The 24588-nt window shown below is 36.9% G+C and carries 20 protein-coding genes; 5 read left to right on the top strand and 15 right to left on the bottom strand.

Going from position 1 to position 24588, the window contains the following annotated elements:
* Positions 1-70: 70 nt before the first annotated feature.
* The gene (locus tag EV197_RS15545) at positions 71-700 is read left to right on the top strand and encodes a DUF4290 domain-containing protein (protein WP_130287725.1); all 630 of its coding nucleotides are present in this window, start codon (positions 71-73) and stop codon (positions 698-700) included.
* Between the two features lie 58 nt (positions 701-758).
* Positions 759-2072: a UDP-N-acetylglucosamine 1-carboxyvinyltransferase gene (murA, locus tag EV197_RS15540; protein ID WP_130287724.1), complete on the top strand. Its 1314-nt coding sequence runs from the start codon at positions 759-761 to the stop codon at positions 2070-2072.
* A gap of 29 nt (positions 2073-2101) precedes the next feature.
* Here murA and EV197_RS15535 read toward each other — a convergent pair whose 3' ends face one another.
* The 5 genes from EV197_RS15535 to hutH form a co-directional block, all read right to left on the bottom strand.
* Entirely contained in the window at positions 2102-3988 is a 1887-nt protein-coding gene (locus tag EV197_RS15535) for a PAS domain-containing sensor histidine kinase (RefSeq protein WP_130287723.1), read from the bottom strand.
* Positions 3989-4134: 146 nt separating this feature from the next.
* On the bottom strand, positions 4135-5094 hold the full coding sequence (hutG, locus tag EV197_RS15530) for a formimidoylglutamase (protein ID WP_130287722.1): 960 nt from the start codon (positions 5092-5094) through the stop codon (positions 4135-4137).
* Between the two features lie 10 nt (positions 5095-5104).
* Positions 5105-7105 (bottom strand): urocanate hydratase, encoded by a 2001-nt coding sequence (locus tag EV197_RS15525; protein ID WP_130287721.1) that lies wholly within the window; start codon positions 7103-7105, stop codon positions 5105-5107.
* 110 nt (positions 7106-7215) lie between these two features.
* A complete protein-coding gene (gene hutI, locus EV197_RS15520) occupies positions 7216-8475 on the bottom strand; it encodes an imidazolonepropionase (RefSeq protein WP_130287720.1) in 1260 nt (419 codons plus the stop codon).
* Positions 8476-8584: 109 nt separating this feature from the next.
* Positions 8585-10165 (bottom strand): histidine ammonia-lyase, encoded by a 1581-nt coding sequence (gene hutH / locus EV197_RS15515; protein WP_130287719.1) that lies wholly within the window; start codon positions 10163-10165, stop codon positions 8585-8587.
* Positions 10166-10248: 83 nt separating this feature from the next.
* Between hutH and EV197_RS15510 the strand changes: the two genes are divergently transcribed.
* Positions 10249-11127, top strand: a complete 879-nt coding sequence (locus EV197_RS15510; protein ID WP_130287718.1) for a LysR family transcriptional regulator — start codon at positions 10249-10251, stop codon at positions 11125-11127.
* On the opposite strand, the gene EV197_RS15505 is transcribed toward EV197_RS15510, so the two are convergent.
* The 6 genes from EV197_RS15505 to EV197_RS15480 all read right to left on the bottom strand — a co-directional run bounded on the left by EV197_RS15505 (position 11124) and on the right by EV197_RS15480 (position 15328).
* The gene (locus tag EV197_RS15505) at positions 11124-11489 is read right to left on the bottom strand and encodes a SnoaL-like domain-containing protein (protein ID WP_130287717.1); all 366 of its coding nucleotides are present in this window, start codon (positions 11487-11489) and stop codon (positions 11124-11126) included. The two genes, EV197_RS15510 and EV197_RS15505, sit on opposite strands and share 4 nt — an antisense overlap.
* 58 nt (positions 11490-11547) lie before the next feature.
* Positions 11548-12852 carry a cryptochrome/photolyase family protein gene (locus EV197_RS15500; protein WP_130287716.1) on the bottom strand — a complete coding sequence of 435 codons (1305 nt, stop codon included), beginning with the start codon at positions 12850-12852 and terminating at the stop codon, positions 11548-11550.
* Between the two features lie 38 nt (positions 12853-12890).
* Complete coding sequence (locus EV197_RS15495; RefSeq protein ID WP_130287715.1) at positions 12891-13589, bottom strand: SDR family NAD(P)-dependent oxidoreductase; 699 nt, start codon at positions 13587-13589, stop codon at positions 12891-12893.
* Positions 13590-13599: 10 nt separating this feature from the next.
* Positions 13600-14109 carry an SRPBCC family protein gene (locus EV197_RS15490; RefSeq protein WP_130287714.1) on the bottom strand — a complete coding sequence of 170 codons (510 nt, stop codon included), beginning with the start codon at positions 14107-14109 and terminating at the stop codon, positions 13600-13602.
* Between the two features lie 120 nt (positions 14110-14229).
* Positions 14230-14586 carry a hypothetical protein gene (locus tag EV197_RS15485; protein WP_130287713.1) on the bottom strand — a complete coding sequence of 119 codons (357 nt, stop codon included), beginning with the start codon at positions 14584-14586 and terminating at the stop codon, positions 14230-14232.
* 82 nt (positions 14587-14668) lie between these two features.
* Entirely contained in the window at positions 14669-15328 is a 660-nt protein-coding gene (locus EV197_RS15480; protein ID WP_130287712.1) for an MIP/aquaporin family protein, read from the bottom strand.
* Positions 15329-15451: 123 nt separating this feature from the next.
* On the opposite strand from EV197_RS15480, the gene EV197_RS15475 reads away from it, so the two are divergent.
* Positions 15452-16294 carry a DUF2911 domain-containing protein gene (locus tag EV197_RS15475; protein ID WP_130287711.1) on the top strand — a complete coding sequence of 281 codons (843 nt, stop codon included), beginning with the start codon at positions 15452-15454 and terminating at the stop codon, positions 16292-16294.
* Positions 16295-16413: 119 nt separating this feature from the next.
* Here EV197_RS15475 and EV197_RS15470 read toward each other — a convergent pair whose 3' ends face one another.
* The gene (locus tag EV197_RS15470) at positions 16414-17403 is read right to left on the bottom strand and encodes a Gfo/Idh/MocA family protein (protein ID WP_130287710.1); all 990 of its coding nucleotides are present in this window, start codon (positions 17401-17403) and stop codon (positions 16414-16416) included.
* A gap of 211 nt (positions 17404-17614) precedes the next feature.
* Here EV197_RS15470 and EV197_RS15465 point away from each other — a divergent pair, with 211 nt between their 5' ends.
* Positions 17615-17950: a hypothetical protein gene (locus EV197_RS15465; RefSeq protein ID WP_130287709.1), complete on the top strand. Its 336-nt coding sequence runs from the start codon at positions 17615-17617 to the stop codon at positions 17948-17950.
* A 4-nt stretch (positions 17951-17954) separates the two neighbouring features.
* Here EV197_RS15465 and EV197_RS15460 read toward each other — a convergent pair whose 3' ends face one another.
* The 3 genes from EV197_RS15460 to EV197_RS15450 all read right to left on the bottom strand — a co-directional run bounded on the left by EV197_RS15460 (position 17955) and on the right by EV197_RS15450 (position 24538).
* Positions 17955-19634 carry a sodium:solute symporter family protein gene (locus tag EV197_RS15460; RefSeq protein WP_130287708.1) on the bottom strand — a complete coding sequence of 560 codons (1680 nt, stop codon included), beginning with the start codon at positions 19632-19634 and terminating at the stop codon, positions 17955-17957.
* Between the two features lie 138 nt (positions 19635-19772).
* Positions 19773-22265: a PIG-L family deacetylase gene (locus tag EV197_RS15455; protein WP_130287806.1), complete on the bottom strand. Its 2493-nt coding sequence runs from the start codon at positions 22263-22265 to the stop codon at positions 19773-19775.
* A gap of 101 nt (positions 22266-22366) precedes the next feature.
* Positions 22367-24538 (bottom strand): endonuclease MutS2, encoded by a 2172-nt coding sequence (locus tag EV197_RS15450; RefSeq protein WP_130287707.1) that lies wholly within the window; start codon positions 24536-24538, stop codon positions 22367-22369.
* Between the last annotated feature and the right edge of the window lie 50 nt (positions 24539-24588).

Here is a 24588-nt window from a genome sequence, read left to right as displayed (position 1 = left end):
TTAAAAGCAATAATTTTATTATTTTGCGACACAACAGTATAAGTATCGTAGAATACTTCACCTTATTATTATGAAAATAGATAGTTTAGAATACAATACCGAAAGAGAGAAGTTAATTATACCAGAGTATGGTCGTCATTTGCAAAAAATGGTCAATCACGCCATCTCTATTGAAGATAAAGAAGAGCGCAATAAAATCGCGAAATCTATTATCGATGTAATGGGTAATTTGCAACCCCACTTAAGAGACGTTCCTGAGTTTCAACATAAATTATGGGATCAATTGATGATCATGAGTGATTTTAAACTTGATGTGGATACCCCTGTTCCGGTGCTCACCAAAGAAAAGCTCGAAGAACGACCAGAGCCATTAGATTATCCGCAAAATCATCCTAAATATCGATTTTATGGTAATAATATTAAACGTATGATCGATGTAGCCAAGCAGTGGGAAGATGGGGATTTGAAAAATGCTTTGATTTTTACCATCGCTAATCATATGAAGAAATGCTATCTTAATTGGAATAAAGATACCGTAGAGGATGAGGCTATTTTCCAACATTTATTTGAGTTGAGTAAGGGTGCAATCAATCTTAAAGGAACTAGTGAAGACCTAACAGATTCTTCAGATCTGATGAAGGGTAAGAAAAAAAGGCACACCAACAAACGAAGTCATAGAAGTAGAAAAAAACGTAACTAAGCTTACGTACTTTCCATAGTATAGTCACAAATAAATTTTATAGAATCATACCGATTATATGAGTGTTTTTCAGATTGAAGGAGGTCATAAATTAAAAGGAGAAATCATTCCTCAAGGAGCTAAAAATGAAGCATTGCAAATCTTATGTGCTGTGCTAATGACGCCTGATAAGGTTACGATTTCTAATATTCCTGATATAAGAGATGTCAACAAACTAATAGAAATATTAGGCAACTTAGGGGTAAAAATTCAAAAACTAAGTAAAGGCAAATTTTCTTTTAAAAGTGATGCGCTTAATCTGGATTATTTAGAAAGTGAACAGTTTAAAAAAGAGGGGAGTGCCTTACGTGGTTCCATAATGATCGTTGGACCCTTATTAGGTAGATTCGGAAAGGGATATATTCCTAAGCCGGGAGGTGATAAGATAGGAAGACGAAGATTAGATACGCACTTTGAAGGTTTTATAAACCTAGGAGCAGAATTTAGATATAACAAAGAAGAACGTTTTTATGGTGTAGAGGCACCCGAAGGGCTCAAAGGAACGTATATGTTGTTAGATGAGGCTTCGGTTACGGGTACTGCCAACATCATTATGGCAGCAGCAAGGGCTGAGGGTAAAACCACCATATATAATGCCGCTTGCGAACCTTACATTCAGCAATTGTGTAAAATGTTGAATGCTATGGGAGCTAAAATTGAAGGAATTGGCTCAAATCTATTAACTATTGAAGGAGTTTCGGAGTTGCACGGATGTGAGCATACGGTATTGCCAGATATGATTGAAATAGGCTCTTGGATTGGTCTTGCGGCAATGACTAAAAGTGAATTGACTATCAAAAATGTAAGTTGGGATAATCTAGGCTTAATTCCGGATACTTTTAGAAAATTAGGGATTACTATCGAAAGGGTCAATGATGATATATTTATACCAGAGCACAAAGATGGCTATAAGGTCGAAAGTTTTATTGATGGATCATTAATGGCGATATCTGATGCACCTTGGCCAGGTTTTACGCCAGATTTGTTAAGTATCATTTTAGTAGTAGCCACTCAAGCCCAAGGCGAAGTAATGGTGCATCAAAAAATGTTTGAAAGCCGCTTGTTCTTTGTGGATAAACTTATAGATATGGGAGCAAAGATCATCTTATGTGATCCACACCGGGCAACCATCATTGGTCACGGGTTTAAATCACAGTTGAAAGCAACCACAATGACATCTCCAGATATTAGAGCGGGGATTTCACTATTGATAGCGGCATTAAGTGCAAAGGGGACTTCTACTATTCATAATATTGAGCAAATCGATCGAGGTTATGAAAATATAGATGAACGTCTGCGTGCAGTAGGTGCCAAGATCATTAGAATGGATTAGGGTTTAAAATACTTCTTTGCGTAGTTTTACTATGAAGCTTTTATATAAGGGATGGTAAAATAGAATGTCGAACCTATGTTTTCGGTACTTTCAACTCGTATTTTACCTTCTAGCATTTCTACATAGGCTTTAGCAATAGAAAGACCAATACCTGCGCCTTCTAAGGCATATCGATCCTTAATATCAGCTTGTACAAAACGCTTAAATATGGCTTTTTGCCTGTTTTTAGGAATTCCTATTCCAGTATCTTTTACAAAAAATTCAAGTTTATCTTTGTTTACCTTTTGATATCCAAAGGATATAGCACCCTCATTAGTGTATTTGATAGCATTTTTGATGAGGTTAGTGAGAATCGCTACTAGTTTTTCTTTGTCAGTTCGTATTACCGCATTTTCATTAGTTAAATCTAAATGGAATGATAGTTCCAGATTCTTTTTATCGGCCTCAGGTTTAAAAAATTGGTATAAATAGGTGATTTCCTCATTAATGGCAACATCCGATGGGGTGACAGTTACCTGACCGGATTCTATTTTGGAGATATCTATAATGTCTTTGATGATGTTAAGCATACGTTTACCGCTTTCTTCGATGAGGCTTAGGTATAAACTTTTTTCATCACCTGATAATTTAGGTTCTTTTAATAATTCCGCGAATCCCATGATGCCGTTCATTGGTGTTCTGATTTCGTGACTCATGTTGGCTAAAAAAGCAGATTTTAAACGATCACTTTCCTCTGCTTTATCTTTGAGGCGACTCAATTCTTCTTCATACAGTTTGATTTCCGTTATATCTGTTATGGTGCCTACGTAGCCAGAAATTCTGCCGTTTTCATCGTATTCGGGTATCGCCTGGCCTAGTACCCATTTGATACTTCCGTCTTTTTTGTTAATAAATCGGTACTCGGAATATGAGGCTTTCCGATCCTCGGTATCGTTTTCCCAACCTTTTTTTAGCCGCTGCCTGTCATCCGGGTGTACTGCCTTGAGCCATCCTTCTCCAAGCGCTTCTTCGTAACTCATTCCTGATATTTCACACCATCTTGGATTTACAAAAATAGTTTTACCATTAGGTTTGGTCATAAATATTCCAACAGGAGAAATATTAGTTAATGTTTTATACCGGCTTTGGGTTAACTGCGCTGCTTTCTCTGCTGCTATAAACTTTTGTTTATAGGTAAGCGCGTGGAAGGTGTCTTTAAACGTTAAGAACTTAGGTTTGTATTCTTCTTTATCAACATACTTTAGATACAAGCTAAATACTATACTGTAAAAAATTGCAGAAAATACTTTGGAATATAAGCCAGATTCTAAAAACGACCCTACGTTATCAAAGTACCAAAAAGTAGATAAAGCGAAAAATACGGCATCAAAAGTCAGAGCGATAAGCATTGTAAAACAAATCCGGATAAATAGATTGGTGGAGTATTTAGAGATGAATTCAAAGGTGAATATGATGAGTAATGAATCTAAAAATAAAGCCACTGTACCAATCATCAAAACCAGGGCGTTACCATCAAAGAAAACTGAGGAAAGATTAAAATTGTTAAATTGAAACGATTCCTCGATGTTAAATCGGAATGATAAAAGTAATACAGACATTACAATATTGGCTGTTATTAACGCATAGATGAGTCGCCTGGTAACGGTAGCGTCTTCTTTGATGTAAATCAGTAATATCGCAAATAAAGTAGCGGGAAACATCACGGAGGACCCCGGAGAGATCATTAGACCATCAGCAATCTCATAATATAAGGTGCTTGCTAATAAAGCTTGCATAAACTGAAAAAGCCCCATCGTGGCGAATAAAAGTCCTACGCCAAATGTTGCTCTCAACTGAAAAAGGAGTAATAATAAAAAAGATATGATTAATCCTTGAAAGCCAAATATTAAGATTTGATAAAAGTTGATTTGATCCATAGGCGTCCAACGCTTGCTTGGATATTAAATTAGTGGTTCTAGTATCTGTTATTAGGTAAAGCTACAAACAATAATGTTATTTTGTTAATCCTTTTGCTATAATTTTAGGATTTTATCGACCCTTAAAAGGCTGTTATATGATCGGGTTATTGTTGGATTTGACTAATTTTTAATTCAAAAATTTTGTAAAGCAATCGAGCTGCTAGCCTTGCTGTGGTATTATCGATATCATAAGTGGGGTTTAATTCTACGATATCACAAGCGACTAATTTTTCTGATTTTATGACATCCTCAATTACCTTTACAACAATATCTATCTGAAAACCTAATGGAGAAGGAGCACTTACTCCAGGCGCGATAGCCGATGAAAATCCATCTAGATCAATACTTAAATAAATAAGGTCTACAGTAGATGTTAATGCATCAACTAACCTGCTTACATTTTCATAGTTTTGAATAACGAATTCTTGATTATAAAGATACTTTACTCCAAATTTTTCCGCTGTAGAAAAGAGTTCTTTATGGTTGCTTTCTTTTTGAATCCCTAAACATAAATACTGGAAATTTTCTGGGTTTTCTGATGCGATTTGATAGAATGGAGTTCCAGAAGTTCCTTGCTCATCCATAGCTCTTAAATCAAAATGAGCATCCAAGTTGATGATTCCAATTTTCTTTTTAGGGAAAGCGTTTTTGAGTCCATTAAAGTGCGCGTAGGCTAAATCATGACCACCACCTAGTATTATATTAAAAATTTGATTTTCAGTTATTTCTTGTATTTTACCTGAAGTAAAAGTTTGAATTTTTTCAAGGTCCTTGTTATCGCAATAAATGTTACCAAAATCTAAGATGTCTAAGGAATCCGGAAAGTGATTGGCTAGTGGACTTATCATTTTTCGAATCATATCAGGTGCTGCCGCAGCTCCTGCGCGTCCTTTGTTGCGTTTAACACCTTCATCACAGCAGTATCCCAGTATGCTAAACACTGGTTTGTGTATTGATTTAGTAAGGTGTTGGTCTAAATCTACAAATTTAATCTTTTCGTGCAGGTAATGTATCTTATTGGACTGTCTACCAGTGTATAAGGATTGGTTAATTTTTTGATACATGATAAGGGTATTACTTTAATTTATCTATTATTGAATCCTTCACCTTATTGGGTAGGGTTACTTTAAGGTTAGGTGTTCGCTCCATTTCGCGCTTGATCGCAAAAAGAGCCTCTTCGTTTCTGGCCCAACTTCTCCGCGAGATACCGTTATTAACATCATAAAATAACATATTTTGTAATTTATGATCTGCTGCTTCGGAGCCATCTAAGACCAATCCAAAGCCTCCGTTAATAACTTCTCCCCAGCCCACACCACCTCCGTTATGGATGGATACCCAGGTAGCGCCTCTAAAACTATCACCGATCACATTGTGTATCGCCATATCAGCCGTAAACTTACTACCATCGTAGATATTACTGGTTTCTCTATAGGGGGAATCCGTACCACTTACGTCGTGATGATCTCTTCCAAGAATAATGGGAGCGCTAATGTGTCCTGTTTTTACCGCTTTATTAAACTCCTGAGCGATTTTTATCCTTCCTTCGGAGTCTGCATATAAAATACGTGCTTTAGAGCCTACAACGAGCTTATTTTGCTTTGCGTTGGCAATCCAGGTTATATTATCCTGCATTTGTTGTTGAATTTCCTTGGGTGCAGTGCTTTTAATCTGTTCCATCACTTCAAGCGCAATTTGATCTGTACGATCCAGGTCTTCTTCTTTACCTGAACTACAAACCCATCTAAAAGGACCAAATCCATAGTCAAAACACATCGGACCTAATATATCCTGCACGTAAGAAGGGTATTTAAAATCTATTTTATTATCTGCCATGATAGCTGCACCAGCTCTTGATGCTTCCAGTAAAAAGGCGTTACCATAATCAAAAAAGTAAGTACCTGATGCGGTATGTTTATTAATCGCATCGGCTTGTCTAATTAAGCTTTCTTTTACTTTTTGCCGGAATAACTCTGGCTGTGTAGCAAGCATTGTGTTTGCTTCGTAATAGCTTAGACCTACTGGATAATAACCACCTGACCACGGGTTGTGTAATGAAGTTTGATCGGAGCCAAGCGTTACTTTTATCTGTTCTTCGTAGAATATTTCCCAAACTTCTACAATATTTCCTTGATAGGCAATGGATACAATCTCTTTTTGAGCTATAGCTTGCCGGACCCGTGCTACCAATTGATCGATAGCTGTGCAAATTTCATCGACCCATCCTTGCTCGTGGCGTTTTTGAGCAGCTTTAGGATTTACTTCAGCACATACAGTAATGCAGCCTGCAATATTTCCTGCTTTTGGTTGTGCGCCACTCATCCCTCCAAGACCAGAAGTAAGAAATACTTTTCCTGCAGGAGTTTCTCCGGGATGTAATGTTTTTCTGAAAGCATTCATAACGGTTATAGTGGTACCGTGTACGATACCTTGAGGACCAATGTACATATAACTACCCGCAGTCATTTGCCCATATTGTGTAACGCCCAAGGCATTATATCGCTCCCAGTCATCCGGCTTGGAATAATTTGGAATCATCATTCCATTTGTAACGATAACCCTTGGCGCATCTGGGCTAGAAGGGAATAATCCCATAGGATGACCCGAATACATATGTAGGGTTTGCTGTTCCGTCATCGTTGCCAGATATTGCATCGTTATGAGGTATTGTGCCCAGTTTTGAAAAACGGCCCCATTACCTCCATAGGTAATTAGTTCATAAGGGTGTTGTGCGACAGCAGGATCAAGATTATTTTGAATCATAAGCATTATCGCTGCTGCCTGAGCGCAATTTGAGGGATAATCAGATATCGGCCGGGCGTACATTTCATAATCTGGCATAAAACGATACATATAGATACGCCCTAGAGTGTTTAGCTCCTCCAAAAATTCGGGGGCTAAATCCTCGTGCCAAGCTACCGGAAAATAGCGTAATGCATTTTTTACTGCAAGGAGCTTTTCGTCATCGGTTAGTATTTGTTTCCGTTTTGGGGCTCTACTAATACCTGGGTTTATTTCTTTTTTCTTAGGAAGGGTGTTAGGTATCCCTTGTATGATTTGTTCTGCGAACGTCATGGAATAATCTCGTTATAGGTTTATGTGTGTTTTTATCTTTATATCAAAGATTTTGATTTAGACTTTTTACCAGTTGTAGCACTAACTGCTTCTATACTTTGGCACCTGGCTTAGTGCTCGGTGAAAATCAATTCTCCATTTTTCCATACTTGCGCAGGAGTGAGTTTACCTTGATGATACCAAATTTCATTATTATCGTCAGTAGCAAACAAATTGATATCTGCCAACTTACCGCTGGCAATAGTACCGCGATCGGTTAAATCTAAAGCAGCTGCAGCTCTATAGGTAATACCTGCTAATAATTCGGCATTACTTAATTTTTGAAAGGTGCCCAAAATACTTGCTTGTGTTAATAGGTCTCCCATCGGCGCAGATCCAGGATTCCAATCACTAGCGATTGCCAAGGCACCGCCCTGATCTAAAATCTTTCTTGCAGGAGTGAAAGCGCATCCCAATCCTAAAGATGCACCTGGAAGGGCTACGGCTATGGTATTACTGGCGGCCAGGATAGCAATTTCGGTGTCTGTGCTTACCTCTAAATGGTCTGCACTAAGCGCGCCCATTTCTGCTGCAACTTGACTACCGCCCGTTGTAAATTGATCCGCGTGTACGGTTAAGTTGAATCCCATTTCAATAGCTTTGGAGTAGTAGGGAATAATATCTGCGGTTGAAAAAGCACTTTCTTCAATAAACGCATCAATCCGGTTGGTTAACTTCTCTTGTTTTAAGACCGGAAAAAGTTCTTTAGATATCCATTCTAAATATGCTGATTCAGATCCATTGAAATCTTTAGGGAGCATATGAGCCGCTAAACAGGTGCTAATAAGATCAGCTTCGATATTACGGTTGGCAAGTGCGATGGCTCGTAACATTTTCAATTCTTCTTCTATGGATAAACCATAACCACTTTTAACTTCTATAGTGGTGATACCATTTTTGATCATTTGATTTGCCCGTTTCATAGTGTTATGAAACAATTGTTCCAAAGAAGCTTCTCTGGTTTTGGTTACGGTGTCCCAGATACCTCCACCTGCTTTAGCAATTTCAAGATAGCTCTTCCCGGCATTACGCATCGCGTAATCTTTTGCTCTACTCCCTGCAAAGCATATATGGGTATGGCAATCGATGAATCCTGGTGTTGCCACATACTTTCCTTTTAATTCGATTAGTTGGGCTTTGAGACGTTGGGCTTTTTTTAAGAGTTCTCTATGTGAACCAACTGCGATAACTTTTTCATCTTGTAGTAGTATTCCAGCATCTTGAATAATTGGAAGTTCTTCATCCTTTAAGGCTCCTTTGACTGGAAGTCCTTCCATACTGATCAATTGCGTAATTGGACCGATCAATTTGTAACTATGTTCTTGACTCATTGGTCTACATTTTTAGCTTGCGTTAGGGATTGCGGCTTTGTTGGAGCTCACCCTAGTAATAGGGTAGCGACTGCCAAAAGCCCGACCCCGAATAGGGGTAACGCCCGTATTAATATACTTCAAATTCCTCAGAGTAACTTGTAAATAATGATACATTATGTTCTTTAGCCGCTTTTTCGGCTGTTTTTAATACGAGTCCGGCTTGTATTAGGGTAATTCCTTTATTGATATCATCTGCAAACACACGATCTTTATCCGCAAATGCAACTTGTTTGCGAACCAGTTGATGAATCTCATCGAGTACAGGTCCAGATTTTAAGGGTTTACGGAATTCAAAGGCCTGAGCTGCGGTTAATAATTCGATTGCCAAGATTTTTTCGAGATTATTTAGGACACGTAGTGCTTTTCTACCACCTATAGAACCCATACTTACGTGATCTTCTTGGCCTAATGAGGTTGGTATACTATCCGCACTAGAGGGGAAGCATAATCCTTTATTTTCGCTGGCCAGGGCAGCTGTGGTGTATTGTAGGATCATATATCCTGAATTGATACCGGTGTCTTTCATCAGTAATTTGGGAACTCCTGGTGAGTTACCCTCTAAGGCCAAATATATTCTACGATCTGAGATGTTACCCAATTCTGAAGCAGCTAAGCAAGCATAATCAATAGCCATGGCTAAGGGTTGCCCGTGAAAACTACCACCACTTATCGTTAGTTGGTCATTGATAATAATCGGGTTGTCGGTGACAGCATTAAGCTCAACTTCTAAAAGTTCTTTGAGATGAAGCCAGGCATTTCTGGATGCCCCGTGCACCTGTGGTATACAACGCAGGGAGTAGGGGTCCTGTACACGATCGCAATCGATGTGATCTTCCATTATCTCAGAACCTTGAAGCATTGCTTGTACTCTGGCAGCTACGTGTATATTTCCCTTGTAGGGTCTTAGTTGGTGTAATTCCTTATAGAAAGGCTTCACTGAACCTTGCAAGCCTTCTATCATCATAGCTCCGATGATATCTGCCTGCGAAAGACATTGTTGTAATTTTTCAACTACTTTGACGCCGTGGGCTGCTATAAACTGAGTTCCATTGATTAGTGCTAAGCCTTCTTTAGGACCTAAATCTAAAGGCGTTAAGTTGTGTGCTTGCAATACTTCCTTAGCGGGAAGTGTTTTATTGTTATAAACTACTTCGCCTAGTCCCAATAATGGAAGAAATAAATGCGATAATGGCGCTAAGTCTCCTGAAGCACCTACTGAGCCTTGGCTAGGTACTACAGGGATTACATCAGTATCAATATGCCATAGAATTCGATCAACTGTAGCTTCTGCGATACCAGAAAATCCTTTACACAGGGATTGTAATTTTAAAATTAACATCAGTTTGGCTATTTCGGTAGCTATGGGCTCTCCAACACCAACACTATGACTTTGTAATATATTACTTTGTAATATGTTGGTCTCCTGTTTGGATATTTTGGTAGTACATAATGGACCAAAACCTGTATTGATTCCATATACAGGTTCTCCTTTATCTACAATAGAAGCTACATGTGCAGCGCTTTGCCTTATTTTATCTCTAGTTTCCTCAGTTATGGTTGCTTGTAATGTACCTCTTGCAATTTGTAGCGCTTTGCCACTGGTTAGGTAGTCTTGTCCAAAAGAGAAAATAGCCGATGTTGTTGACATTTGATGGGTGTTTTTTTGAGCAAACTAAAATACTACGTATATTTAATAATTAGAAATACCAATTTTGTCAATTATTAATAACTATGGGTTATCAGTTAGAATTACGTCATTTTACTTATTTTTTGGCTGTTGCCGAAGAACTACATTTTAGAAAGGCTGCAGAACGACTTTACATTTCTCAACCGGGATTGAGTAGACAAATACGGCAAATGGAAGAGATCATTGGGGCCTCACTTTTTATTCGGAATAAAAGAAATGTGGCACTGACCACCGCGGGAGCCTATCTAAAAAAGGAATTAGAGTTTGTAATGAATCATATAGATTTTACACTAAAGCAAACCAAATTACTGGATGCTGGTGGAGAAGGGGAGATTAGAGTGGGTTTTTTGGGTTCGGCCATGCAATCGGTTATTCCAACCTTATTGATCAAAGTGGACAAAGAGTATCCAAGTATTCAGTTTAGTTTAGAAGAGCTTTCTAACAATTTGCAGGTTGAAGCCATACAAAAGGATCAATTGGATCTGGGCTTTGTGCGATTAGCCAGAGTGCCAGATGGTATGGAAATGAAATCTGTATTTACGGATACGTTTTCTATTGCGCTACCGATTGATCATCATTTGAATCAAGAAAATTTTAAAAGTATTGAGCAAGTAGCAAAAGAGAATTTTATACTCTTTTCTTCAGACTATAGCTCTTTATACTACGATAAAATCATGAGCATTTGTGAAGACAAAGGATTTACTCCTAGGGTTACCCATAAATCAGTGCATGCCCAGACCATATTTAAACTAGTAGAAAGTGGTTTAGGAGTGGCGATAGTACCAACCTCATTACAACATGGATTTAATCTAGGTGTCAAATTCTTAGAGGTGCCAAATATTCCACAGCGTGCAATTTTATCTGCTATTTGGAAAAAAGACAATCGTAATCCTGCGCTTGAGCATATTTTACGATTTATTTAGTTTGGCATGTTGTAAAAAAACTGTTCTTCTACGATTTTTCCATTGTCTACTTTGTAAACGGCAAGCTCTTCAATTTGCATCCTTCCTTCTTTTTTAAAAGTGCAATCCATTTTCATTTTACAGGAAAAGTAATTGTTAGCTACTACTGGATCTGATATATGGCTGCTATGAAATTCTTCTACCTCTTTGAACCAATTTTCGCTCTTTTTAATGACTTCATCTTTACCGGTAATAACTTCATTTGGTGTTCCGGGAATTTCTTTACTTACAATATGGTCAGCATAGAGTTCTTGAATAGCTTGCATGTTTTCGCCAAGACGGCAAAGTTCTACCAATCGATTTGCAGTTTGTTGAGTATCCATTTTTGGTTTTTTTAAAAGTTGTTACTTATAAAAATACAAAAAAGATATTTTTTTTACCTCAAGAAACTGCTTCTTTGTAGGTTTCTAGGCAACGTTCTCTTGCTTCTTTATGATCCACCATTTTATCAGGATATTCATCGGTCCCAAATTCTTCAACCCATTCCTTGATATATGCCTTGTTTTTGTCAAACTTATCGATTTGTGTGGTGGGATTAAAGATTCTGAAGTAGGGTGCAGCATCTACACCGCTACCTGCTGCCCATTGCCAATTACCGACATTGCTAGCCATTTCATAATCTAAAAGCTTTTGGGCAAAGTAAGCCTCACCCCATCGCCAGTCAATAAGCAAGTGCTTACATAAAAAACTAGCCACAAGCATACGGACTCTGTTATGCATGTAACCAGTTTTGTTAAGTTGTCGCATCCCGGCATCTACCAGAGGATATCCTGTGGTACCGTTTTTCCACTTTTCGAATTCTTCTTCACTGTTGCGCCATTTGATATTGTCATACTTGGCTCTGAAAGCATTGTCTATGGTTTTGGGATAGTGATATAGGATTTGCATAAAAAATTCTCGCCAGATCAATTCTGACCAGAAGGTTTCATTTTTTTCTGCAATAGCCTTTTTAACCATTTTTCGAACGCTTACGGTACCGAAGCGGAGATGCGGACCTAAACGAGAGGTGCCTTCTTTAGCGGGATAGTTGCGCGTATCTTCGTAGTTTTGTATCAGTGTGGGGGTTACCGTATAATCGGGGACCTCAATACTTGACTTCTTAAACCCCATATCACTTAAGCTCAAATTCGGTAATCGGGTGTTTTGCAACAGGTTATCCAGATATTGAGAGGTGTAATGTATGGTTAGTTTAGATTCGTCAAAATGCTCCATCCATTTGTTCTTGTAGGGGGTATATACCACATAGGGATCTCCATCATTTTTAACCACTTCATCCTTTTCAAAAATAACCTGATCTTTATAGGTGAGAAATTCAATGTCATTTTCTTTTAAGAGTCCTTGAATTTCCCCATCTCGGTCTTTGGCATAAGGCTCATAATCTCTATTGGTAAACACCTTTTTTATGGTATGCTCCTTAATTAGATTTTTAAATATGGCCATTGGTTCACCGTAGTACACTGCAACAGAACTGTGGTGTTCATCCTGTAAAGTGCTTCTCATGCGTTGCACATTTTGATAGATAAAACTTACCCTTGCATCATCTTCGGGTAATTCATCTAGAATGTTTTTATCAAAAATGAATATGGGCATTACAGGATTATCACCTTTTAATGCTGCTAAAAAACCAATATTATCGTCTAATCTGAGGTCTCTTCTAAACCAAAAAATAGAAACTGCTTGTGCCATATAAAAATTAAACCTTTCTTTAGATTATTCAATAATTTTTAGTTGATGTTTAAGGTCGACATACCTCCATCAACACCAAGAATTTGACCCGTAATCCAGCTGCTTTCATCGCTTAGTAAAAATTTGGCAACATTGGCAATATCTTCTGCTTCTCCAACTCTTTTGAGTGGGTGTCTTTCGTCCATTTTTTCTTTTTTCTTATCGTTACCCAATAATCGCTCTGCAAGCGGGGTGTCTGTTAAAGATGGAGCAATTACATTAACTCTAAATTGTGGAGCGTATTCTGCAGCTAGTGCTTTAGCAAATCCTTCAATCGCACCTTTAGCCGCAGCTATACTGGTATGAAAAGGCATCCCTACCTTAACGGCAACGGTACTAAAGAATACTAAACTAGCTTGTTTTGAATTTTTGAGCTTAGGTAGTAGATCGTGCACAATTTTAATTAAAAACATAAAATTGATATTCATATCCTCCTCAAATGCTTTTGGGCTTAACATTTTAAAGGGTTTAAGATTAATACTCCCCGGACAGTAGACAAAGCCATCTATTGTATCTGGAAGATCTGTAGTGTCAATCTCATCTGTTGATGCATCATAATTAATATGCGTTACATCTATGTTTCCTAAGTTTTCAGAAGTTCGTGAAGCGATATAAATATTATGTTCTTTATATAGTTTCATCGCTATTTCAAATCCAATTCCGTGGCTTCCGCCTATTAATAATATATTTTTTTTCACGTTGTAAAAATTAATTAAGTATATCCTGTTTTAAATTGATGTTTTGTTGTTTTGGTTCTTGATACTCTCCAAACATTTGGATAAGTGCTTTTTTGCGATACTCAAATATTTCATTGAGTTTTGGCTTTACCAAAATGGGGTGTGCCAATTGCCCAATTATTCCAAAAGGAATTTTGTAGTCAATGATATCTTCCATTTCTACACCTCCCGGTATTTCTTTGATGAAGTGTTTATGATGCCAAAGTGCATATGGACCGAACCGTTGTTCGTCAACAAAATACTCTTTGTCTTTGACGTGTGTAATTTCGGTTACCCATTTGTTTTTGATACCGGCAATCGGAGTAACAATATATTGTATTAGTTGTCCAGGGAACATGGGACGATCGGCTCCAGATAGAATTTGGAATCCCATATAATCTGGAGTGATGGTTTTGAGATTTTTGGGATCAGACAAAAAATTCCAAGCCTCTTCTAGGGTTATAGGTAATTTTTGTTTGGCTTGTAATTGGTATATTTTCATATGCTTTTTACTTCATTACTTAGCTCACCAAGGCGAAGCTAAAATTCTAATTGAAGTAAAAATACAATTGATTTGTTTAACTATTTAATATGTTTTGTTAAACAAAAAATAAAATTTTGATTAAAAGTAGTGGTTTGCCCAGGATTCGGCATCATCTAAAGAGTCAAAGAATACAAAAGACTTATCGTAGAGCTTTTGCTCCTGACTAGCCACAGTTTTTTCTTCTTCAAAGGGAGAAACTACCGCTAACCCTTTCATATTTTCTAAAAGGCCCTTTTTATATACCTGAGCATCTATCTTATGTCTGTTTTTTCTATAACTGATCATCAAAAATTCTCTGTCTTGATAATTTTGCTCTAGTATTTCTTTTATAATCAGTGCTTTAGATAGGTCTAGATCAACACCTTCCTGGATCACAACAATTACATAATTGGTGTGCATAGCTAATTCACAGAAATCATTAGAAAATGTTTTCATAGGGTTGGGTTTTAAGCAGGTCTATACAAATATATGTTAAAGAAATCTAAAAATTAATTTTTAAGTACAAGATTTTCAAAATTTAACAATCTGTACAGCAATTATCTGCCTTAACCAATTTACAGCTTAGAACCGCCAAGAGTGCTCCTAATATAGGTGCAATAAAGTATAGCCATTGATGTTCCCAATTACCAGAAACTAATGCTGGGCCTAATGATCTTGCAGGGTTCATAGAAGCTTTGGTAACCGGACCGGCAAACATAGCCTCTAACAATACGACTCCACCGATAGCAATACCTGCCATAGTACCTATTTCTTTTGAGCCGGTGGACACGTTGATAATCACCACCATTAAAAAATAGGTAAGCAGTAGTTCCAAAACAAAGGCCTTTAATGGGGGGATGGAAGGAATGGTACCTCCTAATGTTTCGTTTGTTGGGAATAAAAATAGTACTATAGCACTTGCTGCTATTGCACCGCCTGATTGTGCAAGCACATATTTAGGAACATCCTGCCAGGGAAATTTTTTGGCGTAAGCAAAAGCTATGGTTACCGCTGGATTAAAATGTGCCCCAGATATTTCACCAAAAGCATAGATCATTGCCATGACAATAAGCCCCCAGGTTATGGCAACACCTACATGGGTTATTGTACCTTCACTAAAATCATTAATTACCATTGCGCCCGTTCCACAAAATACTAAGCTAAACGTTCCAATAAATTCCGAAATATACCTTCTCATTGCATTATGTTCTGGCAGCAAAGATATCAAACCTATTTTTAAGTTTTTGTTAACTCTTAATGTAACCCTATTCCTTATTTTCGTTACACATTATTCTAAAATTCATAATCCAAATTCACTACAATGAAAAAGATAGGTTTATTTTTTACCATGGTATTAGGTACTATGGTAACCGTAGCACAAGTGACTGTTCCACAACCAAGTCCTAGTGCTAAGATTGATCAAACTATTGGTTTAACAGAGGTAACTGTAGAGTATTCTCGCCCAAGTAAAAAAGGAAGAACTATCTACGGAAATTTGGTGCCGTATGATAAAGTATGGAGAACAGGAGCAAACAAAAATACTCAAATTACATTTGGCGATGATGTCAAAGTAGGTGGTAAAGAATTGAAAAAAGGAAGTTATGCGATCTTTACTAAACCGGGTAAAGACAGTTGGGAAATTATGTTTTATACCGATACCAACAATTGGGGAACACCTCAAAAATGGGAGGAAAGCAAAGTAGCTGCTAAGATATCTGCAAAGCCAAATCAACTGCCTATGGAGGTAGAAACGTTCACTATTATGTTCAATGATTTCACTATGGACTCAGCAATGATGTATTTGGTTTGGTCTAACATAGAGGTGCCCGTAAAAATAGAAGTGCCTTCTAAAGAAAAGGCCATGAAGAGCATTGAGGTAGTAATGGCAGGTCCTTCTGATGGAGATCACTATCAGGCTGCAGTATTCTATAAAGAAGTTGGAGAGTATGATAAGGCAAAAGAGCATATTGAAAAAGCAATTGCATTAAGAAAGAATCCTGCTTTTTGGTACCACAGACAACAATCTTTAATTTATGCTGCAAAAGGCAATAAAGATGAGGCTATTAAGGCGGCTAAAACCTCTTTAGCCCTGGCGGAAAAGGCTGGAAATGCAGACTACGTAAAGATGAATAAAGATTCACTTGCTGAGTGGGGAGCAAAATAAACGCTTTTCACTAGTACAAAATATTAAAAGCGCTCGTTAAGAGCGCTTTTTTTATGAGTTTTTGTAACACATAGTTCTTGTTTTGGGTTTGAGTTCATCTTGCGTACTGCTAACCCTTTTTAGGCTTTTGACGTATAGTTCAAATCAATACACTGGCGTACCTCGTCAAGTATGCTAATTAATTCCAGGCTTCTTTCAAAGGTCATTATGTTGCTTTCCATACCTCCTTTGCGAAGCATTTCAGAAACGTGTTGAGCTTCATAATTGTATCCATTAGTAGTGTAGTCAAATGTTTTAGTGATGGTATTGTTTTCAGTTATAATGGATACATCGGTTGGTTCGTGAAAACGACTATTAATTATAATTTTTCCTTTTTCGAATGCTATAATAGCTTCAGTGGTAGTTTGTTTCGTAATTGAAGCATATAGCGAAGCTTTTTGATTGGAGGCATAGGTAAATAGCATAGTACATTCTTCATCTACACCGGTAGGTCCAAAAACAGCATTTGCCTTAATATGATCAGGAGCACCTAGGAGTGTTAATGCAGCAAATATGGGATATATACCAACATCTAAAATGCTTCCTCCACCTAATGCTTTATTAAACAATCTTCCATTAGGATCAAAAGTCGCTTTAAATCCAAAGTCAGCAGTTAGGCTTTTTACTTCGCCCAGGGTTTTATCTTTTACAAGTTGCAGTACATATTGGTAATGTGGTAAGAAATAAGTCCAAAGCGCCTCCATTAAAAACACCTGATTTTCTGAGGCGGTAGAGATCATTTCTTTTACCTGTTCCGTATGCATTGCGAATGGTTTTTCGCACAAAACAGCTTTTTTATGCTTTAGACATAGCAAGGCATGTTCTTTATGGAAAACGTGTGGCGTTGCGATATAAATCACGTCTATTTTAGGGTCAGCTGCTAAGTCTTGGTAGTCATTATAATATGTTGTGGCGCTGTATGTTTTTGCAAATTGACTAGCGTTTTCAGTAGTTCTACTGGCTACGGCGTGCAAGGTTGTGTTAGGTACGTGTTTAAGATCAGCTGCAAATTTATGTGCTATTTTACCACAACCTAAGATCCCCCAATTAATTATTTTACTGTTTTTCAATGGTATAGTTGATGTTTTTATGTTGATTTGAGAATGATATTCAGATTGTATTTTTTCAAATCGACAATTATTTAATACTTATTTTAAGAATTTCAGATTTTTTAAACTAGTATTATATTTATTTTATTTTTTTATTAAAAGTAAGGTATTGAATTGCAGTTGGTTATTAGTTTTTTTAACTTTAAAAGACTTCACTAAAAACTTAACTGATATGAAAACATTAACCTTAAAAATGCAAACCAACACACCATTATGCAATTTACGTTTAAATAGGATAGAAGAGGAAATTCAACTTATCGTAAAAAAACTTAGAAACTATCACTACGAGCCGTGTACGCAATCCATGTATAAACAATATGCAGAGTTGGAAAATTTTCGTGAAAAATTAAGTCGATCCATTGGCAAAGCCAGAGATCTCATACATATGGATACCGTTTCCAAAGCTGAAATGACGAAAACCACTAATGATATTATTCAACTATACAATAATTTTATTGATAGTTCATCAGCCTATTTTGATAATGCAGAGTTACATCATCAAAAATAAATGCCTAATTTTTCTTGCTAAAAGCCTGTAGCAGTATTGCCAACATCATTACTAATGCACAACCAAACAAATTTAACCATAAATAAGGCATCCAATCGTACCACCATCCGATGATAACAATGATTTGAGTAATGATCGCTGCTATAAAGGTGGCATTACTTTTTACATACTTTATAAAAAAGGCCAATAGAAAAATTCCTAGTACATTGCCATAAAAGATGGAACCAATAATGTTTACTAGTTGAATAAGGTTGTCAAAAAGATCAGCAATACAAGCTACTAGGATGGCGATGACACCCCATAAGAACGTAAATCCTTTAGAGACATTTACAAAATGGCTATCTGTTTTTGGAACACTTACATTTCTTTTATAAAGATCCATGGCTGTCGTAGAAGCAAGGGCATTCAATTCTGAAGCTGTTGAGGACATGGCAGCACTTAAGATTACTGCAAGTAGTAAACCGATTAATCCCTTGGGTAACTTATCTAATATAAAATGAATAAAAACATAATCTTTATCATTGGTTTCGATAGTCTCGTCAGCTTTTTCGATAAGAGTTTTCGCTTTTTCTCTCAATGCTACCTCTTGCGTATTCAGTTCTTTTATCGTATTGCCAATTGCTGGATTATTTGCTTCGATATTGATGATATCAGATTGCGCTAAAATAAAGTCCTTCTTTTTGTTTTGAACACTTTTAAGTTCTTCGTCCAAGGTGGCATACTCATCAGCATATTGTGAATTTTCAACCGCTAATTGCGCTGCTGGATTAAAGTTAAGTGGTGTGTTGTTAAATTGATAGAACACAAATACCATTACCCCAGTAAGCAATATAAAAAATTGCATAGGTACCTTAAGCAAGCCATTGAAGATTAACCCTAACTGGCTTTCTTTTACCGATCTTCCAGATAAGTATCGTTGTACCTGACTTTGATCGGTTCCAAAATAGGATAAGGCTAAAAATGTACCGCCTATAATGCCACTCCAAAAAGTATATCTATTATTAAAATCAAATGAGAAATCAAGGATTTCCATTTTACCACTAGCGCCAGCAATAGCTAATGCTTTTGAAAAAGTGATATCGTCAGGAAGGTAACTGACAATTAGGAAAAATGCGATAAACATCCCTGTAAAGATAATCGCCATTTGTTGTTTTTGTGTTACACTAACCGCTTTGGTACCACCGGTAACGGTGTAAATAATGACCAATACTCCAATTATAATGTTTAAGGTATTTAGGTCCCAACCCAAAACAGCAGATAATATAATGGCTGGTGCAAATATGGTTATCCCTGCCGCTAATCCGCGCTGTACTAAAAAAAGTAGAGCAGTCAGCGTTCTTGTTTTTAAATCAAAGCGACTTTCTAAGAATTCGTATGCGGTATATACTTTTAATCTATGGTAAATCGGAATGAACACTAAGCAAATGATAACCATAGCTATAGGCAATCCAAAATAAAATTGTACGAAACCCATACCACTATGAAAGGCTTGTCCGGGTGTAGATAAAAAGGTTATCGCACTGGCCTGAGTAGCCATAACGGATAATCCAATGGTCCACCATTGCGCTTCACTACCTCCCTTTATGTATTCTTGTACATTTTTACTTCCTTTTGTTTTCCAGGCACCGTATAATACAATAAATAATAGGGTGCTAAATAAAACGATCCAATCTATGGGTTGCATATTAAAAAAGGATTAGAGTGTTAGGTGTTAAGAAAACATGTTAGAAATAAAGTAAAACAGTAGAATATAGATTGCGTTAGCAACCAAAACCAGTGTATATAGTTTTTTCCATTCGTATTTTTCAGGTTGTTCCATGGTTTATTTTCCTAAGGATAGTAAATTAGCAAATAGGCGATAGGCTCCGGAAACCCCAGCAGGAAACTCTCTAAAAAAGCTAAGTCCTGTATAAACGTAATACCCTTCACCGTATTTAGCTACTAACAAAGCTCCATTCTTTGGTGTTTCTCCTTTATCATTAGCGGTCAGTATGGCTTGATAGTCATCAGACCACTCTCCAGGAAAATACAAACCTCGCTCTTGTACCCATCCTTCAAAATCAGCTTGTGATAATTTATTAGGTGTATTGAGTACAGGATGATCTGGTACCAAAAATGTAATTGCTGCATTTTCATCGGTAACACGATCTCTTGATAAGGTTAGGGGATAAGGCCCTAAGGTATCCACTTTTAATCTGCGATTGGTATTATACTGTACAATGAGATTCCCACCATTTTTCACATACGAAAGTAAAATTGGCTGTTTGAATTTTAATGCATCCACCGTATTATAGGCTCGTATCCCCATAACAACTGCATCAAAATTTTGTAAGTTTTTTTCCGAAATAGTTTCGGGGTCAATCAATGTTACCTGATATCCTATTTGTGCTAAGCTTTCCGGTACCACATCACCAGCTCCGGCAATATATCCGATGTTTTCTCCTTTTTTGGTAATATCTAGTTTAACTACTTTACTTTCTGCAGGGAGAAATACCGTTTGAAATGGAATATGATCATAATCGATGGTGATCATTTCATCACTGAATTCCTTATTATTTACCATGGCCACTGGCTTAATGTAGCCTTCACTTTGTTGCTTTGGTGCATAGAGCGTAAAATTAATTGTCTTTTCTTCTCCCTTTTGAGCCAATTCAAAAGCTACAGATTGAGGACTTACTTGCCATCCTTGTGGTATGTTAAGTTTTAAGGTGCCTTCAACATTATCTTTACCAGCCTTAACGGTCACTGGAATGGTTTTATATGCTCCATTGGCATAAATAATTACCTTGTCCTTTATGCCTACCGCTACTTGAGGTATAATTTCAAGTGGGCGATAGACTTCTCCCTTTACCGGATCGGTGGTTTTGTACACCACATCTTTAGAGAAAGTGATAGGTGTACCTGCAATATTAACCGTAAAATTAGCTTTTACCTGGTGTTCCGTTTCCGGTTTACCAATCAGGTTTGGGTCTGCAACTTTATACATCCCTAAACTTCCTTTTTCTTTGAGCCAATAAGCATTAGTGTAAGGAATAGTTGCCGCTACCTTCCCTTTTAGGGTTTGATTTATTTTTTGATTGTTTTGTAATGGTTCAGCCTTAGAATAGGTAATATCAATTCCTTCGATAGTGAAAGATTGTAAGGTTATATCGGCATCACTTCGGTTTATGGCTTCAAAAGTAACTTCAACTTCGCTTCCTTTTGTAGCTAAGGGTGAACTGGAAACCGCCTCAAGATATAATCCTGCTGCTGCTGTAATAATATCTTGGATCTCATTAAGCTTTATCGTTCTCCAGTGTTCGTCTTTAAGCGATTTGATTAGCTTGTAGGCTTCTATAAGTTGCGGAATAGATTTAGAAGGATTTTTAAAGTCATAGTTTTGTTGTACTTCCGTTAGAATTTTACCAATTTTTTCTCCTCCTTCAACACGACTCCAAGTAGTATTTACCCCTTCGAATACATCAGACTTATCTTTAGGTAAGTTTCCTTTGATCAGCTCAATATATTCGGTAGAAGAACCTCTAGAGCCTGTGCTTCCAAATCCTTGGGATTTATGCTGACTTCTACTTAGCGAGGCAATTTCAGTATTAGAAAGTCCAAGTGTAGGATAGTATGTCCCAATGTCAAAAGCTAATAAATTTGATTTGTCAGCCTTTTCAAAGTTTTCTCTGCCTCCATAAAACCACCAAGAGGTATTAAAGAATAACCGTTTTGGCTGCCAAGGATCAACCTCTTTTAATTGTGATGGATATGCTGATTTATCGTTGGCTTTATCAAAAGCTTCGACGCTTAGTATAGCAGAGGAGGTATGGTGACCGTGTGTAGAACCAGGAGTTCTGTGATCAAAACGATTGATAATTACATCTGGTCTGAATTGTCTAATTGCCCAAACTACATCTGCTAATACTTCTTCTTTATTCCATATGGCTAAGGTTTCATCAGGATGCTTAGAATACCCAAAATCATTGGCTCTGGTAAATAATTGGTTGCCGCCATCAATTTTTCTTGCCGCCAACAATTCTTGTGTTCGAATTACTCCCAGAAGTTCTCTAATTTCCGGACCAATCAAATTTTGGCCCCCATCGCCTCGAGTTAGCGATAAGTACGCTGTTCTGGCTTTTGCCTCATTGGCCATATAGGAAATAAGTCTGGTGTTTTCATCGTCTGGGTGTGCAGCGATGTACAATACAGAACCTAAAAAGTTAAGTTTTTTAATGGATTGATAAATCTCAGCGGAATTGGGTTTTTTGGGCTTTTGGGCTTTTACGGATAGGTTAAAAAGCATAAAGCTAGCCAACAATACTATTCTATACATCATATTAAAGACTGTACTATTTAATGGAATTCCATCAAATATAAAAAGTTATTACAGCACGCTTTTTTGTTTAAGGATACTTTAACAGCCATAAAAAGGGTTTACTTTTTTCTTTCTACCAATTCTAGTTGATCTAAGGAAACATTAGTTGTAAATATACCATAGTTAACAATAGCCTTGCCTTTTTCAATACTATCAATGGTTCCGACTGATTTGCCATCCTCCATACGTACACGGTCTCCTGTTTTTAGAGTTACTTTGGGTTTTTTCTTTTCAATTTCTTGGGCTACTTTCTTTTCTTCTTTCTTTTTCTCTCGTATTACTTCAACCTTTTTTTCAACTTCTTTAGCGACTCTTTTTTCTTTTGCTTTTTTAGCTTTCTGCTGTTTTGCGGTTTGCTTAACTCGCTTGGAGTTTTCTACTTCTACTATTTTAAGAAACTCTCCAATAAGTTCCCTTTTTCTTTTAGTATTGAAATATTTTTCACTGATTTCATCGATCTTTTGACCTAAGTAAATCATTCTTTGGTTACTATCGTATAGTTCCTGATAGCTCTCCAACTTGTGTTGTACTTTTTGGTTTATTTTTTCGAGCTTTTCTTTTTGTTCTTCTGCTTTTTGCTCTTTAGTTTTTAGTGTCGAGGTTGTTTTTTGCAGTTTAGATCTTTCTTTCTGTAGGTTAGCAATACTTTTATCAAAACGTATTTTACCGCGTTCTACTTTCTTCTTGGCTTTATTAATCAAGCTATAGGGTATGCCGTTTTTTTGCGCTACCTCAAAGGTGAATGAACTTCCTGCTTCTCCAAGAAATAACTTAAAAAGAGGTTCTAAAGATCTGGAGTCAAAAAGCATGTTAGCATTGGTCATATTGGGGAGTTCGTTAGCTAACATTTTTAAGTTGGCGTAGTGGGTAGTTATGATACCAAAGGATTCTCTATCGTAGAACACCTCTAAGAAGGCCTCAGCAAGTGCACCTCCAAGTTCTGGGTCACTACCGGTTCCAAATTCATCAATAAGGAATAAGGTTTTATCATTACATTTTTTTAAAAAGTAATTCATATTCTTTAAACGATAACTATAGGTACTCAAATGATTTTCGATCGATTGATTATCTCCGATATCTGTGAGTATTACATCAAACAGGCACATCCTACTATACTCGTGTACAGGTATTAGCATTCCGCTTTGAAGCATTACTTGTAATAGTCCTACAGTTTTTAGCGTGATACTTTTACCCCCAGCATTCGGTCCAGAAATTACTATGATGCGATTATTTAGGGTGAGTTCAATACTTTGTGGATAAGTTTTCTCGCCTTTTTTATAATTGGTTATATAGAGTAGTGGATGGTATGCGTCTTTAAGATAAAGTTCTCGTTCTTGGGTTATTTTAGGAAGGACAGCGTTTAGTTGTTTAGCATATTTTGTCTTAGCTGCTACGATGTCAATATGACTTAAAAATTCTTGGTATTGCTTTAATAATGGTGTATAGGGTTGTAAACTGAGGGTTAGTTGTTTAAGAATCTTGACAACTTCTTCACGTTCGTCATATTGCAGGTTATTTAATTCGCGATTATACTGCACGGTGGCTTCGGGCTCAATGTAAACAATACTTCCGGTTTTGGAATTACCTAAGATTGCTCCCTTTACTTTTTTACGATACATCGCTTTTACTGCCAGCACACGTCGGTTATCGACTACACTTTCTTTAATTTCATCTAAGTACCCAAAACTATTATAGCGAGACAAGTCTTTACCAAAGCTACCATTTAATTTACCTTGAACTGTGCTGATTTCTTTGCGTAATTTTTGGAGGAGAGGTGAGGCATCATTTTTTACTTCGCCAAACTTATCAATAATTCTTTCTATGGCCTGTATGATATGATTAGTTAGCTCTACTTCAGAAGCTGTGTTGTTTAATGTTGGATACAACTCTTCATATTTTTTAAAAAAACGGATGAGCTCATTTGAAGTAGCGCTTAGGGTGCTTATTTTTTTAAAGGCAGAGGTTTCTAAGAAGGTGTTTTCTATTTGGAGTAGTTTAATTTCTTTATCAATGCTATCGTAACCGTGATTCGGTATTTTCGCTTCATGCAGATCAGAGGATTTATATTCGTTTACTTCGTGTAACGCAGTAATCAATTCGTCCTCATTGCGGAATGGTTTAATTTCCAAAGCTCCTGTCTGACCGTGTTCGGTGTTACAAAATTCAGCAATTTGAGCTAAAACGGTTTTAAATTCGAGATCGTCTAAAGTTTTTTTAGAAATTTTGATCATTCTTTGTTTTGGACTTTTATTGATTTATATTTCCTCTTTTAATTTAAAAA

The organism is Aquimarina brevivitae (assembly GCF_004216895.1).
Taxonomy (GTDB): domain Bacteria; phylum Bacteroidota; class Bacteroidia; order Flavobacteriales; family Flavobacteriaceae; genus Aquimarina; species Aquimarina brevivitae.
The sequence above is the reverse complement of the archived record's forward strand: the minus strand, read 5'-3'. Positions and strand labels throughout refer to the sequence as shown.

Coding starts and splice junctions, on each gene's coding strand:
- hutH (WP_130287719.1), bottom strand. CDS start 10,165: ATGTCAACAACATCGGCTATTTTCTCTTTTGGACAAGACTACCTAACC.
- EV197_RS15475 (WP_130287711.1), top strand. CDS start 15,452: ATGAAAAAGATAGGTTTATTTTTTACCATGGTATTAGGTACTATGGTA.
- EV197_RS15460 (WP_130287708.1), bottom strand. CDS start 19,634: ATGCAACCCATAGATTGGATCGTTTTATTTAGCACCCTATTATTTATT.
- EV197_RS15510 (WP_130287718.1), top strand. CDS start 10,249: ATGGGTTATCAGTTAGAATTACGTCATTTTACTTATTTTTTGGCTGTT.
- EV197_RS15525 (WP_130287721.1), bottom strand. CDS start 7,105: ATGACGTTCGCAGAACAAATCATACAAGGGATACCTAACACCCTTCCT.
- EV197_RS15490 (WP_130287714.1), bottom strand. CDS start 14,109: ATGAAAATATACCAATTACAAGCCAAACAAAAATTACCTATAACCCTA.
- EV197_RS15485 (WP_130287713.1), bottom strand. CDS start 14,586: ATGAAAACATTTTCTAATGATTTCTGTGAATTAGCTATGCACACCAAT.
- EV197_RS15500 (WP_130287716.1), bottom strand. CDS start 12,852: ATGGCACAAGCAGTTTCTATTTTTTGGTTTAGAAGAGACCTCAGATTA.
- EV197_RS15545 (WP_130287725.1), top strand. CDS start 71: ATGAAAATAGATAGTTTAGAATACAATACCGAAAGAGAGAAGTTAATT.
- EV197_RS15535 (WP_130287723.1), bottom strand. CDS start 3,988: ATGGATCAAATCAACTTTTATCAAATCTTAATATTTGGCTTTCAAGGA.
- EV197_RS15465 (WP_130287709.1), top strand. CDS start 17,615: ATGAAAACATTAACCTTAAAAATGCAAACCAACACACCATTATGCAAT.
- EV197_RS15505 (WP_130287717.1), bottom strand. CDS start 11,489: ATGGATACTCAACAAACTGCAAATCGATTGGTAGAACTTTGCCGTCTT.
- hutI (WP_130287720.1), bottom strand. CDS start 8,475: ATGAGTCAAGAACATAGTTACAAATTGATCGGTCCAATTACGCAATTG.
- murA (WP_130287724.1), top strand. CDS start 759: ATGAGTGTTTTTCAGATTGAAGGAGGTCATAAATTAAAAGGAGAAATC.
- EV197_RS15480 (WP_130287712.1), bottom strand. CDS start 15,328: ATGAGAAGGTATATTTCGGAATTTATTGGAACGTTTAGCTTAGTATTT.
- hutG (WP_130287722.1), bottom strand. CDS start 5,094: ATGTATCAAAAAATTAACCAATCCTTATACACTGGTAGACAGTCCAAT.
- EV197_RS15450 (WP_130287707.1), bottom strand. CDS start 24,538: ATGATCAAAATTTCTAAAAAAACTTTAGACGATCTCGAATTTAAAACC.
- EV197_RS15455 (WP_130287806.1), bottom strand. CDS start 22,265: ATGTATAGAATAGTATTGTTGGCTAGCTTTATGCTTTTTAACCTATCC.